This is a genomic window from Dechloromonas denitrificans (assembly GCF_020510685.1).
GTDB classification, from domain to species: domain Bacteria; phylum Pseudomonadota; class Gammaproteobacteria; order Burkholderiales; family Rhodocyclaceae; genus Azonexus; species Azonexus denitrificans_A.
In genome coordinates this window covers 3874792-3890308 of record NZ_CP075185.1, presented here as the reverse complement: position 1 = coordinate 3890308, position 15517 = coordinate 3874792, and the positions used below count along the sequence as shown (strand labels likewise).

Here is a 15517-nt window from a genome sequence, read left to right as displayed (position 1 = left end):
GCGGTCAACTGGCGCTGTAGCGCCAGAACGTGCGGTTTCTTCCTTCCATCTTGGCGGCATAGAGTGCCGCATCGGCTTCCTGAAAGAATCTTGGATCGACCGTGCCGCCGACCGGCTTGGCGGTCATCCCGCCGAGGCTGATGGTGACATGTGGGCCGACCGACGAATTCGGGTGCGGCTGGCCCAGGGCTTCGATACTCGCCCGGATCTCGTTGCCGATCGTCGCCGCCGAGGTGGCGTCGGTATTCGGCAATAGCAGGACAAACTCCTCGCCACCGTAACGGGCGACCAGATCGCCCGGGCGCAGGGCAAAATTCCTCAGGCAGTTGGCAATCGTCCGTAGCACATTGTCGCCTGCGGCATGCCCCAGGTGGTCGTTATAGGCCTTGAAGTGATCAACGTCGATGATCGCCAGCGACAGCGGGCTATGCGTCCGCGCGCCGCGTCGCCATTCGTTGTCGAGAGCCTTGTCGTAGCGCCGGCGGTTGGCGATTTCGGTCAGGCTGTCGATCATCGCCAGGTGTTCCAGCAAGTGCCGCTGATGCGCCGATTGCAGGTGGTTGCGGACCCGTTTGCGGACGATCGACGGATGAAACGGCTTGGTGATGTAGTCGACCGCGCCGAGATCGAGGCCGCGTTCCTCGTCGGCCGGCGAATCGAGTGCCGAAATGAAAATGACCGGGATCTGCCGTGTCGCGTCGTCGTTCTTCAAGGCCTGAATGACCTGGTGGCCGGACATTTCCGGCATCATCACGTCGAGCAGGATGAGGTCCGGCTTCTGCTCATGGGTCCGTTCCAGCGCCTGGGTGCCATTCCTGGCGAGGATGACGCGGCAATCGTTCTGGAGCAGTTCGGCAAGCAGCGTGCGGTTTTGTTTTTCGTCATCGACGACGAGCACGGTCTGCAATTCGCTCATGGCCGGGCAGCGCTCAGTGTCCGACGCAGCGTCTGCAATTTTTCGCGGGCCGCTTCGTATTCGACATCGTCGATCAATGCGGAAATTTCCCCGAGCAAGGTCGCGCCGTCGGCATCCACTTTCGGATGCCCGCCCAGGGCGTTCTTCAACTGCCCGAATAGCCTCTCGCTACGGGCATCGGCTGCCGTCAGACTCGTTGCTAATTGGTCGAACATCGCTGCGAACTCGTTCCAGTCGGTGATATTTCGGGCAAGGGGTAACGAGATTAGCGGAGGAAGCGCCGCAAGTCCATCGATCACTATTCGAATTTCATGGGCGAATGTCATCAGCAGCGACTCGTTGGTCGCCGCATCGGACGCTCCGCTCAGCGCTTGTTCGAGCTGGCGGGTGGCATCGACGAGCCGGGCGGCACCGAGCGATCCGGCGACCGAACGGAGCGAGTGTGCCAACTGGCGGGCTTCGATGCCGTTGCCGTCAAGCAGCGCCTGGCGAATGCGCTGGTCGATGCCGGCAAAGTCGCGCCGGAAGGCGTGCAGCGATTGTCGGTAGAGTTCCGGCCGGTGCATGTGCAAGGCCAGGCCGGCCGCCTTGTCGATGCCGGGCAGGGGCGGCCATGCCACCGCATTTTCCGCCTCAGCGCTCGGCTCGGCCGGGGCTTGCTCGCCGATCGGCGGCAGCCAGCGACTCAGCGTGTCGTAGAGAAGCTGCGGCGTGATCGGTTTGGTCAGGTGGGCGTTCATGCCTGCTTCCTGCGTCTGCTGCTGGTCCTCGACGGTGGCATGGGCAGTCATCGCGATTACCGGGAGCGTCGCCAGGCGTGGCTCGGCGCGAATCGCCCGGGTCGCCGTCAGACCGTCCATGATCGGCATCTGGATGTCCATCAGGACCAGCCGGAACTCTTCCTTTTCCAGCAGATCGAGCGCTTCCTGGCCGTTGGTGGCGATGCCGACGCTGAGTCCGACGCGTTGCAGCAAGGAAACGGCGATGGTGCGGTTGATCGCGATGTCTTCGACGAGCAGCACGCGTTCGCCCGCCCAGCGCGGCAAATTGCGCTCTTTCGTGCTGTTGGCGGCGGGCGGCGGGCTGCCGGCGATCGCTTCCGCCGGCAGGGCAAAAATCACCGTAAAGCGGAAGGTGCTGCCGTGCTCCGGCGAACTTTCCAGCGAGATCCGGCCGCCCATCAGTTCGACCAGTTGCCGGCAGATCGCCAGCCCCAGGCCGGTACCGCCGAAGCGCCGGGTGATGCTGCTGTCGGCCTGGGTAAACGGGCTGAACAGCGTTTCCTGCTGCTCGGCCGGGATGCCGATGCCGGTATCGCGCACGGCGAATTCCAGGCTGATGCGCTGATCGGGCAACTGCGCGGCGGTCCGCACGCTGACCTCGATTTCGCCCTGCGGCGTAAATTTGATGGCATTGCCGACCAGGTTGATCAGGATCTGGCCCAGGCGCAGCGAGTCGCCGAGCAGAACTGGCGGGATCTCGCCGCTGTGGACAAAGCGCAGGTCCAGGCCGTGCGCCCGCGCCCGGGCGCTGAACAGGCTGCCGGTCGATTGAAAGACCTTGTCGAGCGAGAATGGGCGCGATTCCAGCGTCAGGCCGCCGGCTTCGATTTTCGAGTAATCGAGGACGTCGTTGATGATGCCGAGCAAGGCGTCCGAAGATTCCATTACTTGCCCCAGATACTCGTACTGCTGGGGCTCCAGCGGGCTTTCCAGGACCATCCGGCTGAGTCCGGTGATGGCATTGAGCGGCGTGCGGATTTCGTGACTCATCCGGGCCAGGAACTCCGACTTGGCCCGGTTGGCGCGCCGCGCTTCGGCCATCGCGTCGCGCAGCGCCTGGGTCCGTTCGCTGACTTTCGTTTCCAGCGTATTGCGATAGGCGGCCAATTCGCTGTCGCGGGCCTGCAGGCTGTCCAGCATCTGGTTGAAGCCGCGGCTCAGGCGGCCGATTTCGTCCCGGCTGTTGGTGTTGAGGCGCTGATCGAGCCGGCCGTCGCGCGAGACCTGTTTGACCAGGCGGTCGAGGTTTTCCAGCGGCGCGGTAATCCGCCCGACGACATAACGACTGATCAGCAGCAGGGCGGCGAGCGCGAGCAGCAGCAGCATGACGGTTTCGCCCATGGTCTGGCGCATGGTCTGGTGATATTGCCCGAGCGAGACCAGCAGTTCGATGTACCCGGCCGGCTGGCTTTGCCCGGCGAGCAGGATCGGTTCGCGAACGATCAGGTGTTGGTCGAGGAAGGCGGCGGCTTGTTCGCCGACCGGAAAGCTTTGCGGTGCCTGCGGGTCGCGTTGATAGGTCGCCAGTACCTGGCCATTGGTCAGGATGCCGCGCCCGGCTTCGACGGCCGGATTGATAGCCAGCGAGGAGAGCAGGCGGTCGGCTTCGCGCTGGTCGAGAAAAGCCACTGCCGCCTGCGAATTGGTCGCCAGCAGACGGGCCTGGGCGGCCATCGATTCGGCCCACTGGGTCTGCAACAAGTGCTTTTGTTGGGCATAGACGAGCAGGACAACCAGCCCGACGGTGATCAGCAGAAACGAGAACGACAGCGCCACCAGCTTGTTGCGGATACTCGGCTGGGGCCGGAGCAGGGTCTTCAGGCGTTGGCGCCGGTTGTTCATGGTTCGATGACCCGGGCCAGGCGCAGTAGCTGGGCGTTGAATTCGAAGCCCTTTTTCTGCGCGGTGCGACGGTTGATGACGATGCTCACCCGCTCGCCCTCCACGGGCAATTCGATCATTCCGCCAGCCCGTGCAAAGCCGGCGATGTCGGAGACCGTGACGATCCGCTTTCCGTCGGTCCGGTTCAGCCAGGATTCAAGGTTGCCGGCCTCCGAGCGACTGATGAACAACAGATGGCAGGCCGTCGGATCGCCCGGCGCCAGACGGAGCTCGATGTTGGCGCCATCCTGGCTCAACTGGTTGATCGCCGGGCCGAACGGATTCTTGCCGACGACGCAGAGGATCAGCGGGCTGGGGGCCTTCTCGCCGGCCGGCCAATAAACGAATTGCGACAGGCGGTAAAAGAGCACCGCTTTCATGCCGTATTCGGAGACGACCTGGGCTTGCGCCATGGCCGGTACAGCGGCGAGCAAGCCGAGCCAGAGCAGGAGTGCCCTGGCCAGCCAGTCAGCGGAGAAGCGGTCGAGTCTGCTCACGCGCCGCCGTCAGAAGCGGTATTCGACGGTGCCCATGACGGTGCGCGGCTGCTGCGGCACCTGGATCATGGTCGTGCTCGACGAGCCGTGGGCGGCGTAGTAGCGCTCGTCGAACAGGTTGTAGATATCGACGTAGAGCGACAGGTGTTCGCCGGCCAGCTTGTGGATGCCGAGGTGCAGGCTGGCCAGCGTGTGGGCGTCGGTTTTCAGCCGTTCGCCCGGAGCGAGCGTGTTCTTCACCCCGGTATTGGTTTCGCCGATCCATTGCAGGCGGGGCGTGACGGTCAGCCAGTCCTGATAGCGGAAGGTGGTACCGAGCTTGAGCTTGTGGGTCGCGATGTAGGTCTGGTCCCACTCGATGCCGTTGAGCGAATCCTGTGTCGTGCCCTTGATGTAGCTGTAGCTCCCCCATAGATCGGCGGTCCACGCGCCGGCCAGATGGATCTGCCATTGCGGGATGAGATCGAGGCCGATGTAGTCGTCGCGCCCGCCATTCTGCTTCGCGGATGTCTTGGAAAGGATGGCGCCCGGGATGTACTGGGTCGACACGGCTTCGTTGCTGGTGACGATGACGTCGGTGACCTTGGCGTGATAAAGATTGGTGACCAGGTTGAAATCCTTGCGCGGCCGCCAGTCCCAGGTCAGGGACAGGTTCTTCGATTTCTCCGGTTCGAGCGCGGTATTGGGAACGCGGAAATTGACGCCGATATAGCGGCCGCTGCCATCCTTGGCGCCGGTAAACGAGCCGAAGGCGCTCACCGACTCGTCCGGCGAGGGGGCGCGGAAGGCTTCGCCGTAAAGCAGCTTGAGGTAACTGCCGGGCACCGCCCGCCAGACGATGCCGAGGCGCGGGTTGGTGCTGCTGCCGTAGGTCGAATACCAGTCCTGGCGGACGCCGACCATGGTCGATAGCGTCGGGGTCCATTGCGCCTGCCACTGCACATAGCCCGACCAGCTGTAGTAGCTGGTCTCGAAGCCTTGTACGGGCAAGGTCGTGTTCGGGTAGTTAACTCCCTGCTCGCGCGGCCCTTTCGAGGTGTCGTAAGGGCGCGGCAGGTCGGGCGTTTCCAGTGCGTAGTAGTCGCGATAGGCCAGGCCGGCGAGAACGGCATGCTCGTCGCTGGCCCGCCAGTTGAAATTCTGTTCGATGCCCTGGCGGCGGGCTTTCGAATAATCGTAGCCCTCGTTCTGGAAGTCGGTGAAGATATTGAGATAGCGGCTCTGCGGATCGATTTCGTAGCGCGAATAATCGATCACCGTTTCGCTGGACAGCGAGTTGCTGATATCGAACCGGTATTTGCCGTACCAGGTGTCGATGGTGGTGTCCCAGCGGGCATTATCCAGGTAGAGCGCGCTGGCGGTTGTGTCGCCGGTGCTCGTCAGACTTTTGAAACGGTTGCGGTAGAAGCCGACGGTCAGCCGGTCGCCGGCATCGAGGCGGAAATACTGGCTCTGGCTGCTGATCCCGCCGACATAGTCCTCGCGGGCGGCGGCCGGGATGACGGTGTTGCCGGCAAAGGTCTTGGCATCGACCTTCGGATAGTCCTTGGCGTAGTACTTGTCGAGCTTGGCACGGTCGCTTTGCTGGTAGTGCGCGCCGGCCGTCAGCGAAAAGTTTTCGCCGAGCTTGCCGCTGGTCAGGAAATCGCCTTCGAGCGAGCCGAAACTGCCGAAGCCGGCGCTGACCTTGCCGCTGGCCCCCTCGGCCTTTTCGGTGATGATGTTGATGACGCCGGCGAAGGCGTCGGCACCGTAGAGGGCGGCGGCCGGTCCGTAGAGGACCTCGACCTGCTTGGCGAAGTAGAGCGAGAAGTTCTCGGCAATCGGGATCTTGCCGCCGGCTGGATGGTCGATGCGCACGCCGTCGAGCAGGATCAGCAACTTGTTGTTGCTGACGTGGCCCTGAAAGACGAAGTTGTTGTACTGGGAGGAGCGCGTGCCGCGCTGGAAATCGACGCCCGGCAGATCTTCGAGCAGGTCGGCGAGGCTCTTGTAGCGCCGGTCACGCATCTGCTCGCGGGTGATCACCATGATGTGGGCGGGGGTCTTTTCACGGCCTTCCTGGCGACGGGAGGCAGTGATCACCGGGGTGGCGATCAGGTCTTCAAGCGACAGCGGCAGCAGCTCGCTGACGCTGTCGGTGGCCAGGCCGACGGTTGGCGCGGCGCTCAGCGCCGCCGCCAGGCCGAGCAGGCGCAGACTCGGACAAAAGGTTTTCATGGATCCCCCGGCATAGCGTTTTTGTCTGGTTCAGCGCACGGCGCCGGTCCGTATCGGGCCGCCCGGGCAAAGGCGCAGGCCGAGACGGAGAAATTCTTCCCAGATATTACCCTGACCGATGCCTTTGGCCAGCCGGTCAATTCTGCCGGCATGTTGCAGGGCGGCTTCGAGTACCGTGCTGGTCAGGCGCTGCAATGCCTTTTTCACCGGTATCGCGCGCGGTCCCCAGACCTTGGCGTCCTTGAGCAACTGGTCGACCGCCTTGCCGCTATCGATGCCGGCCCGGATTGTCGTCAGCGCGCGGATTTCCTCGCTCATCGCCCAGAGTACCAGGGGCGGCGCTTCGCCTTCCTGCATCAGCCCGTCGAGCGTCCGGGTCAGGCGGCCGATGTCGCCGGAGAGCAGGGCTTCGCGCAGGCCGTCGATGTCGTAGCGGGCGACGTTGAGCACGGCGTCGCGAATTTGCTCGGCGGTCAACTGGCCGGCCGGGTAGAGCAGGCCGAGTTTCTGGATTTCCTGGTGGGCGGCGAGCAGGTTGCCTTCGACGCGCTCGGCGATGAACTTCAGGCTTTCCTGATCGGCGCTCTGCTGCTGGCGGCGCAGCCGGCCGGCGATCCAGCCCGGCAGTTCGGCGAGCGGTGGCGCCATCAGCTTGATCGCCACCCCGGCGTTGACCAGGGTGGTGAACCAGACCGCCTTTTCCTCGCGCCAGTCGAGTTCCGGCAGCGTGATCAGCAGCAGGTTGTCGGACGACAGGTGCTGGCACCACTGCTGTAGTGCGGCGCCGCCTTCCTTGCCCGGCTTGCCGGTCGGAATGCGCAGATCGATCAGCTTGCGGTCGCCGAACAATGACAGGTTGCCGCCGGCGGCGAGCAGCAGACCCCAGTCGAAAGCCGGCAGCACGGTCAGCACTTCGCGTTCGTTGTAGCCCTGCTGGCGGGCCTTGCTGCGGATGGTGTCGGCGGCTTCGATGACGAGCAGCGGCTCGTCGCCGTACAGCACATACAGGGGGCGCAACTCGCGTTCGAGGTGCGCGGCGAGTTGTTCACCCTTCAGCAGCATTACTCGTCTTCTTCTGGCAGGTCGGGGTTCTTCGGCTTGATGATCGACAGCCGGCGCATGATCTGGTTGACCAGGTCATTGTTCATGTCGCGCCAGAGCAGGCCTTCTTCCAGATCCTTGGCGAGGATGTTGGAGTCGTCGAAGGTGATGTCGCGGCTCAGGTTGACTTCGTTCGGCGGCACCAGCACCTGGCCCTTGGTATTGACGACCTGGAAGCGGTAGGTCAGTTGCAGGCGGTATTCCCGCACGCGACCCTGGGCGTTGACGCTGAGGATGGTCTTCTGGCGGCTGTCGGTGAGTTGCTGGAAGGTGGCATCGGCCAGCTTGGCGTCATCGACGATCTCGGTACTGCCGGCCGCATTGATGTAGCGTTCGAGCCAGATCCGGACATCGGCCGTTTCCGGCAGTGCGATGTACATCGTTTTGTAGGGCAGGTTGCCGCTGAGCGTCCCGCGCAGATGGAACCCACAGCCGGCAATAAAGGCGGCGAAGAGCACTGCGAGCAAAAGCCGGAACGGGAAGCGCATGGCAAATTTTCCTTAGACGACGATATTGACCAGACGGCCGGGCACGACGACGACCTTCTTGGCCGGCTTGCCTTCCATGAACTTGACGGCCCCTTCGCTGGCCAACGCGGCGGCTTCGATGCTCGCCTTGTCGGCCTCGGCGGCAACCCGGATCGAACCGCGCAGCTTGCCGTTGACCTGGACCATCAGCTCGATTTCGTCCTGTTTCAGGGCGGCCGGGTCGGCTTTCGGGAAAGCCTGGACGCCGGCATCCTGGCCCGGCTTCAGCTCGGCAAACAGCGCCTGGCCGATATGCGGCACGATCGGGAAGAGCAGCAGGGCGATGCTTTCCAGCGTTTCCTGGGCCAGCGCCCGGCCGGCGCGGTCGGCCAGATCGGTCTTGTCGAAAGCGTTCAGCAGTTCCATCACGGCGGCAATCGCCGTGTTGAACTGCTTGCGCCGGCCGTAATCGTCGGCCACCTTGCCCATCGTCTGGTGCAGCTTGCGCCGGAGGTCGGCCTGGGCGGAACTCAGGCCGTCATTACTGGTGCTGGCGGCGACCAGGCCGGCCTGGACGTGATCGTAGGTCGTCTTCCACAAACGGCGCAGGAAGCGGTAAGCGCCTTCGACGCCGGCGTCGGACCATTCCAGCGACTGGTCGGGCGGCGAGGCGAACATGATGAACAGACGGGCGGTGTCGGCCCCGTACTGGTCGATCAGCGCCTGCGGATCGACGCCGTTGTTCTTCGACTTCGACATTTTCTCGGTGCCACCGATCACCACCGGCTGGCCGTCGGCCTTCAGCGTCGCGCCCAGCGGACGGCCGCGCTCGTCGGTCTTGACGTCCACGTCGGCCGGGTTGATCCACTGTTTCTTGCCGCCATCGAGATCGCGGTAGAAAGTCGGGGCGACGACCATGCCCTGGGTCAGCAGGTTGGCGAACGGCTCGCCGAGATCGCCGATCAGGCCGACATCGCGCATCAGCTTGGTGAAGAAGCGCGAATACAGCAGGTGAAGGATGGCGTGCTCGATGCCGCCGATGTACTGGTCGATGCCGCCCTTGCACCAGTAGGCGACGCGCTCGTCGACCATCGCCGTGGTGTTGTCCGGGCAGGAGTAGCGCAGGAAGTACCAGGACGACTCGAAGAAAGTGTCCATCGTGTCGGTTTCGCGCCGGGCGTCGCCGCCGCACTTCGGGCACCTGCACTCGTAGAACTCGGGCATCCTGGCCAGCGGCGAACCGGCGCCGGTGATTTCGACGTTTTCCGGCAGCACGACCGGCAGTTGCTCGTCCGGTACCGGCACGTCGCCGCAAGTCTTGCAGTGGATGATCGGGATCGGGCAGCCCCAGTAGCGCTGGCGGGAAATACCCCAGTCGCGCAGGCGGAACTGCACCTTCTTGTCGCCCAGGTCCTTGGCGGCGAGGTCGGCGGCGATGGCGTCGACGGCAGCTTCGTAGCCGAGGCCGTCGTATTTGCCGGAATTGACCAGCTTGCCGCGCTGCTTGTCGGCGTACCACTCGGTCCAGGTTTCATGGCTGAAGGCGGTTTCGCCGTCGACAGCGACGACCTGTTTGATCGGCAGGTTGTACTTCAGGGCGAACGCAAAATCGCGCTCGTCGTGTGCCGGTACGGCCATCACGGCGCCGTCGCCGTAGCTCATCAGCACGTAGTTGCCGACCCAGACTTCGACCTGTTCGCCGGTCAGTGGGTGGCTGACGTAGATGCCGGTCGCCATGCCCTTCTTTTCCATTGTCGCGATGTCGGCTTCGGCGACGCCGCCTTGCTTGCATTCCTCGATGAAGGCGGCGAGTTCCGGATTGTCCTGGGCGGCGCGGGTAGCCAGTGGATGTTCGGCGGCGACGGCGACAAAGGTGACGCCCATGATGGTGTCGGCGCGGGTGGTGAATACCCACAGCTTTTCGTCAGCATTTTCCGCCAGCGGGAAGGCGAAGCGGACGCCGGTGCTCTTGCCGATCCAGTTCTTCTGCATCAGGCGAACCTGTTCCGGCCAGCCCGGCAGGTTGTCCAGTTCGGTCAGCAGCTCGTCGGCGTAAGCGGTGATCTTCATGTAATACATGGGGATCTCGCGCTTCTCGATCAGCGCGCCGGATCGCCAGCCGCGGCCGTCGATGACCTGCTCGTTGGCGAGGACGGTGTGATCGACCGGGTCCCAGTTCACGGTGCCGAGCTTCTTGTACACCAGGCCCTTTTCGTAGAGGCGGGTGAACAGCCACTGTTCCCAGCGGTAGTACTCGGGGGTGCAGGTCGCCAGTTCGCGCTCCCAGTCGATGGCAAAGCCGAGCGACTTGAGCTGCTTCTTCATGTAGGCGATGTTTTCGTAGGTCCACGCGGCCGGCGGCACGTTGTTTTGCAGCGCAGCATTCTCGGCCGGCATGCCGAAGGCGTCCCAGCCCATCGGCTGCATGACGTTGTAGCCCTGCATCTTGTGGAAACGCGAAAGGACGTCGCCGATCGTGTAGTTGCGCACGTGCCCCATGTGCAGCTTGCCCGAGGGGTAGGGGAACATCGACAGGCAGTAGTACTTCGGCTTGCTGTTGTCTTCAATGGCGCGGGCGGCGCCGGTCTGGTCCCAGTGAGTCTGGGCGGCGCGCTCGATGTCGGCCGGGGTGTATTTGTCCTGCATGGGCATTTGCTGAATTCGGTCGCTGAAAAACGTTGAGTAACCGTTGATTATACCGGTTGAAGCCGGGCAGCGAGCCATGCAGGAAAAGCGCCAAAAGCGCTTGGTGTTACGAAGGGAGTGTGTGGTCGGGCCGTTCGCTCAGGCAGGACCATGCTTCAGGCGACGGCCTGCCGGCATCGCGCCATGAAAAACAGCAGACCGGGCGCTTGGCGCCAGTGCTGGCCGGAAGGTTGGGGCGGGACCTGCACGTACCCGCGCCAACCGTTGATCGGTATCAGCGTCGCCCGGTCAGGCGGCTTTTTTTTCCGAGTACATCGTTTCCCAGGTGCTTTGCCAGTAGCGGTAGGCATTTTGCGCCGCCATCAGCGAAAGCAGGGACATCCGGGTTTGGTGATGCCACATCCACGACAGGCGCGGTGCTGGCGTCAGATTGTATTCCGGCGTATCGCCGACTTCGTCTTCGACGATGGCGAGGAAACGTTCGACGGTCAGGCCCCAGTATTCGGAACCTTCGGCCTTGCCGACCAGATATTCGGCTTCCGACAGGGCGCGACGCCAGAGTTTGAGGGCCAGTTCATCGCTGATGCCAGCTTTCCGGGCGATCCAGGGCAGGATCTTCGGAGCGTTCATGCTTTTGTTGTCCATGCTGTTTCTCCTGTTGCTTCGTGGTGGTGACCACTTATTACTTTGTCCGCCTTGTGGGCAAAAAGTTTTGTGCACTGCAATATATTTTTTGCCAAGTATACTTGGCCTGTTTTTGCAGAGCGTGAAAAAGTCCGGTTTAAATTGTTGCGTTGCACAATAACAACAAATTGGTCTGACCATTTTCCAGGTGCTGCTTTTTTGGCGATCATTCTACGCCTTTAGTAATAATTTTTTGTGAATTAATTCATGTCTGATCTACTTGCCAATCTCAATCCTCCCCAGTTGCAGGCCGTCACCCTGCCACCCGTGCATGCGTTGATTCTCGCCGGGGCGGGGAGCGGCAAAACCCGGGTGTTGACGACGCGTATCGCCTGGCTGATGTCGACCGGTCAGGTCGGGCCGCACGGCATTCTGGCCGTGACCTTTACCAACAAGGCGGCCAAGGAAATGACGGCGCGCCTGTCGGCGCTGGTCCCGGTGAACACCCGTGGCATGTGGATCGGCACCTTCCACGGCTTGTGCAACCGGCTGCTCCGTGCCCATTACCGCGAAGCCGGGCTGCCGCAAACTTTCCAGATTCTCGATTCGGCCGACCAGTTGGCGATGGTCAAGCGCCTGCTGAAGAATCTCAACGTCGACGACGAGAAATATCCGCCGCGCGAACTCTGTTCCTTCATCAATTCCCACAAGGAGCAGGGCATCCGTGCCGCCCAGGCCGAGGCCTACGACAATTTCACCCAGAAGCGGGTCGAGCTGTACGCCGAGTACGAAACCCAGTGCAACCGCGAAGGGGTCGTCGACTTCGCCGAATTGCTGTTGCGCTGCTTCGAATTGCTGCAGCGCAACGAACCGCTCCGCACGCATTATCAGCAGCGTTTCCGCTACGTTCTGGTCGATGAGTTCCAGGACACCAACAAGCTGCAGTACGCCTGGCTGCAACTGCTGGCTGGTGGTGGCGCCAAGGTTTTCGCGGTCGGCGACGACGACCAGAGCATCTATGCCTTCCGCGGCGCCGAGGTCGGCAACATGCGCGATTTCGAGCGCGACTACGCCGGCGACAACATCATCCGCCTCGAGCAGAACTACCGCTCGCACGGCAATATCCTGGCCGCCGCCAATGCGCTGATCAAGAACAACCGCGAGCGCCTCGGCAAGAACTTGTGGACCGATGCCGGCGACGGCGAGCCGATCCGTGCTTTCGAAGCCTATTCCGATCTCGACGAAGCGCGTTTCATCGTCGAGGAAATCCGCGAACTGGTGCGTGATGGCGTGTCGCCGACCCAGATCGCGCTGCTCTACCGCTCCAACGCCCAGTCGCGCGTGCTGGAAAACGAGCTGTTCACCAAGAACGTGCCGTACAAGGTCTATGGCGGCCTGCGCTTCTTCGAGCGCCAGGAAATCAAGCACGCGCTGGCTTATCTGCGCCTGCTCGGCAACCCGGACGACGACACGGCCTTCCTGCGCGTCGTCAATTTTCCGACCCGCGGCATCGGCGCCCGCTCGCTGGAAAACCTGCAGGCCACGGCGCACCAGATGAATTCCAGCCTCTACAACGCCGCCGCTTCGCTGACCGGCAAGGCCGGCCAGACGGTCGGCGCCTTCGTCCGGCTGATCGAAAGCCTGCGCCAGGAAACGCAGAACCTGCCGTTGCCCGAGATGGTCGAGCACATCATCGAGAAATCCGGCCTCGCCCAGCATTACCGCCTGGAGAAGGAAGGCCAGGACCGGCTGGAGAATCTTGACGAATTGATCAACGCCGCCGCCACCTTCGTCGACGACGAAGGAGCCATCGGCGAAGGCGGCGCGCTGGTTTCCTTCCTCACCCTGGCCTCGCTGGAATCCGGCGAACATCAGGCCGGCGAAGGCCAGGAAGCGGTCCAGCTGATGTCGGTGCATGCCGCCAAGGGCCTGGAATTCGACGTCGTCTTCATCACCGGCCTGGAACAGGGGCTGTTCCCGCACGAAAACTCGGTGAACCAGGGGCGCGAAGGGTTGGAGGAGGAGCGTCGGCTGATGTATGTCGCGGTCACCCGCGCCCGCCAGCGGCTCTACGTGTCCTGCGCACAGACCCGGATGCTGCACGGCCAGACGCGGTACTGCGTGCCGTCGAGCTTCCTTGAGGAAATTCCGGAAAATCTGCTGCTCAAGCTCAACAAGAAGGCCGAAACCACCTCGGCCGTCCCGGCCTTCGGCTCGTTTGGCGGCGGCTATGCCGAGCCGAGCAGCACCGGCTTGCGCATCGGGCAGGCCGTCGAGCATGCCAAGTTCGGCCTCGGCGTCATCGTGTCGACCGAAGGGCGCGGCGCCGATGCCCGCGTCCAGGTCAATTTCAGCGGCCACGGCATGAAGTGGCTGGCCCTGGAATATGCCAAGCTGACGCCGGTCTGAGAGGCGATTGCCGGATATTTTGAGTGGGTGGTTGGCTACCCGAAGCGAAGATCAGCTGGCTGTTTCAGGCGGTTGCGGGGTAAGGCAGCTTCGTGCCCATTGGAGCCATTTCGATTGCCAATAAGTTAACGACGGCATAGTGAGAATCAGCTGCCATTCAGATTGACTGAGCAAATGGCTTTCGTCTCGCTGACTACTTCAATAGTTTTGATGTCTCATTTCCCTCGGTGCGACCATCCGGAAAGACGCGAAGATAATCAAAAAGCTCTGATTGTTTAGCACCAACCATCTGACCTGCTTTTAGCCCGGGCACATTACGCGGATCACTGCGGAGCATTCCTTTGACCTGATCACCATTCCATTCCGTAACCTCGATCCACATCCATTCCTGACCGCTATCGCGAGTGGTGAAGGGAGCCTTAACAAGCAAATGCTCACCGGGCGCAAATCCGCGCACAAAGGCTTTCTGTAAGCCCGGCAATTGAGCACGCGCATGCGTACTCGCGGCCCGCAGGGCTGCATCATGCTTGGTGTAAACAACTTCATCCGGTTGAGTACCAAAAAGAGCAATAACAAAATTGGTCTGGTGTTCGGTTGCATCACGCCCAGGATAAGAATCGAAGCTCAAGACTGCTAGCGCGTTGTCAGGATCCCCTGCCTCTGCCATGGTCTCCAGCAAAAGCAGCCTTCCCTCACCTTTGCCACCAGATAGGATGCCCTCCGACAGGCTTTTGCGTAGCCCAACATGACGTAAGCCAGCGATTTTCAAATTTAGCGCTCCCTTATCATCGGGTGGGCCTGCCTCGACAAGTTGCTGTGCCAGAGCGTTAATCGCATTGCCTAACGGACGATTGAGAGACCAGACAGTATCGTTGATTACTAGGTCAGGCAGACCAAATCGTGCCATGCCCAAAGAGATTGCACGTGTACGCCCTGCATTGCTGTAGGCATGAATTACGATTTGCTTGGATACATCAGGGATTCCACCTTCCCATGTTCTTAGGCGAGTCTTTTCCCATGCTTCTGGAGTGAACGCTTCACGGGTCTCGTCATCCCATATTATGGCGTCCTCCTGCTTTGCTAGTTCGAGGATGAATTCTTCGGCACGCCGTAACCCTGAGGTTTTCTGTTGTGACGGATGTGCGAAGCCTAGGATTAGTGCCCGAGGTGCCTTTTGAAGCGCCAGCGCCTGTTCTTGGCTAAGCCCCCGCCCAAAGTAGCGCAGAGATTCAATTGACGGTGGCGCATACTCCTTCGTGACGTTGCTGCTGAAATTTGCGCTTAGCAAGGCTTGGCTTTGTGCCGTCTTGTCGAGCTTGTCCACGACCTTCAACGCGAAACGCTTGTCCGCAGCCAAGGTACGAGACGCTTTCACAGGATCAGTCCCTGGCATTTTCAAATAGTACAGGCCGATGGCAAAGCCCACCGCCTTTCGCTGCCAAGCCTCAGCCGGAAAGGGCTGACCAGGCGTTGCGTGGGCCAAATTTAGGAAGAGCAGGCCTACGACAAGAAATTTGACTCGATTGAGTAACATTACGATTCGCAGCATTAGTGTTTCGAACGAAGGGATGTAACTGCCCGATGTTGCCTAAATAGTCTATCAGCATTTTCTTTAAGTCATTCCATAGGGTAAGTACGCACAAATGCGGCACCAAACGGACGTCGGCTTTCAGAGACTAAACCGGCATCGAATTCCTCGGTCTCTGCAATCTTCGAATGACGGCTCCTGGCCGATTCCGGCTTTTTAGCCGGCAATTCGTCTCCAACATTTAACGAGTATCGCTGGCCGAGTTTTCGCTGGAATCAAGGCTTGGGGCGTTGTGGAATGGGTCAGCATTTCCCTGCCGCGAGCTTGTTGCGGTCAACCGCCCCAAAGGGGCAAGAGTCCACATTGCCTGGTGTGTCCGGCGCGCTAGATCGCAGGCCGGCCGAGTGATAACCTCGGCCTTTCGCCGGAACCATCACCAATAACCA

General features: G+C 61.7%; 11 protein-coding genes. 1 reads left to right on the top strand and 10 read right to left on the bottom strand.

What is annotated here, in order from left to right:
• Nucleotides 1–4 precede the first annotated feature (4 nt).
• The 9 genes from KI611_RS18560 to KI611_RS18520 all read right to left on the bottom strand — a co-directional run bounded on the left by KI611_RS18560 (nt 5) and on the right by KI611_RS18520 (nt 11364).
• Nucleotides 5–916 (bottom strand): diguanylate cyclase, encoded by a 912-nt coding sequence (locus tag KI611_RS18560; protein WP_226417133.1) that lies wholly within the window; start codon nt 914–916, stop codon nt 5–7.
• On the bottom strand, nt 913–3540 hold the full coding sequence (locus KI611_RS18555) for an ATP-binding protein (RefSeq protein ID WP_226417132.1): 2628 nt from the start codon (nt 3538–3540) through the stop codon (nt 913–915). Before KI611_RS18555 ends, KI611_RS18560 begins: the two co-directional genes overlap by 4 nt.
• A complete protein-coding gene (locus KI611_RS18550) occupies nt 3537–4076 on the bottom strand; it encodes a YfiR family protein (RefSeq protein ID WP_226417131.1) in 540 nt (179 codons plus the stop codon). The genes KI611_RS18555 and KI611_RS18550 overlap by 4 nt, the downstream gene beginning before the upstream one ends.
• A gap of 9 nt (nt 4077–4085) precedes the next feature.
• Nucleotides 4086–6296, bottom strand: coding sequence for a TonB-dependent receptor plug domain-containing protein (locus KI611_RS18545; RefSeq protein WP_226417130.1), 2211 nt, complete (start codon nt 6294–6296; stop codon nt 4086–4088).
• 30 nt (nt 6297–6326) lie between these two features.
• Nucleotides 6327–7358 carry a DNA polymerase III subunit delta gene (holA, locus tag KI611_RS18540; protein ID WP_226417129.1) on the bottom strand — a complete coding sequence of 344 codons (1032 nt, stop codon included), beginning with the start codon at nt 7356–7358 and terminating at the stop codon, nt 6327–6329.
• Nucleotides 7358–7885, bottom strand: a complete 528-nt coding sequence (lptE, locus tag KI611_RS18535; protein ID WP_226417128.1) for an LPS assembly lipoprotein LptE — start codon at nt 7883–7885, stop codon at nt 7358–7360. The genes holA and lptE overlap by 1 nt, the downstream gene beginning before the upstream one ends.
• A gap of 12 nt (nt 7886–7897) precedes the next feature.
• Entirely contained in the window at nt 7898–10510 is a 2613-nt protein-coding gene (leuS, locus tag KI611_RS18530) for a leucine--tRNA ligase (RefSeq protein WP_226417127.1), read from the bottom strand.
• A gap of 288 nt (nt 10511–10798) precedes the next feature.
• On the bottom strand, nt 10799–11155 hold the full coding sequence (locus KI611_RS18525; protein WP_226417126.1) for a hypothetical protein: 357 nt from the start codon (nt 11153–11155) through the stop codon (nt 10799–10801).
• Nucleotides 11137–11364, bottom strand: coding sequence for a hypothetical protein (locus KI611_RS18520; RefSeq protein WP_226417125.1), 228 nt, complete (start codon nt 11362–11364; stop codon nt 11137–11139). The genes KI611_RS18525 and KI611_RS18520 overlap by 19 nt, the downstream gene beginning before the upstream one ends.
• A gap of 37 nt (nt 11365–11401) precedes the next feature.
• Between KI611_RS18520 and KI611_RS18515 the strand changes: the two genes are divergently transcribed.
• Nucleotides 11402–13543 carry a UvrD-helicase domain-containing protein gene (locus tag KI611_RS18515; protein ID WP_226417124.1) on the top strand — a complete coding sequence of 714 codons (2142 nt, stop codon included), beginning with the start codon at nt 11402–11404 and terminating at the stop codon, nt 13541–13543.
• Between the two features lie 193 nt (nt 13544–13736).
• On the opposite strand, the gene KI611_RS18510 is transcribed toward KI611_RS18515, so the two are convergent.
• Nucleotides 13737–15092 (bottom strand): DUF2314 domain-containing protein, encoded by a 1356-nt coding sequence (locus tag KI611_RS18510; RefSeq protein WP_226417123.1) that lies wholly within the window; start codon nt 15090–15092, stop codon nt 13737–13739.
• Nucleotides 15093–15517: the final 425 nt, after the last annotated feature.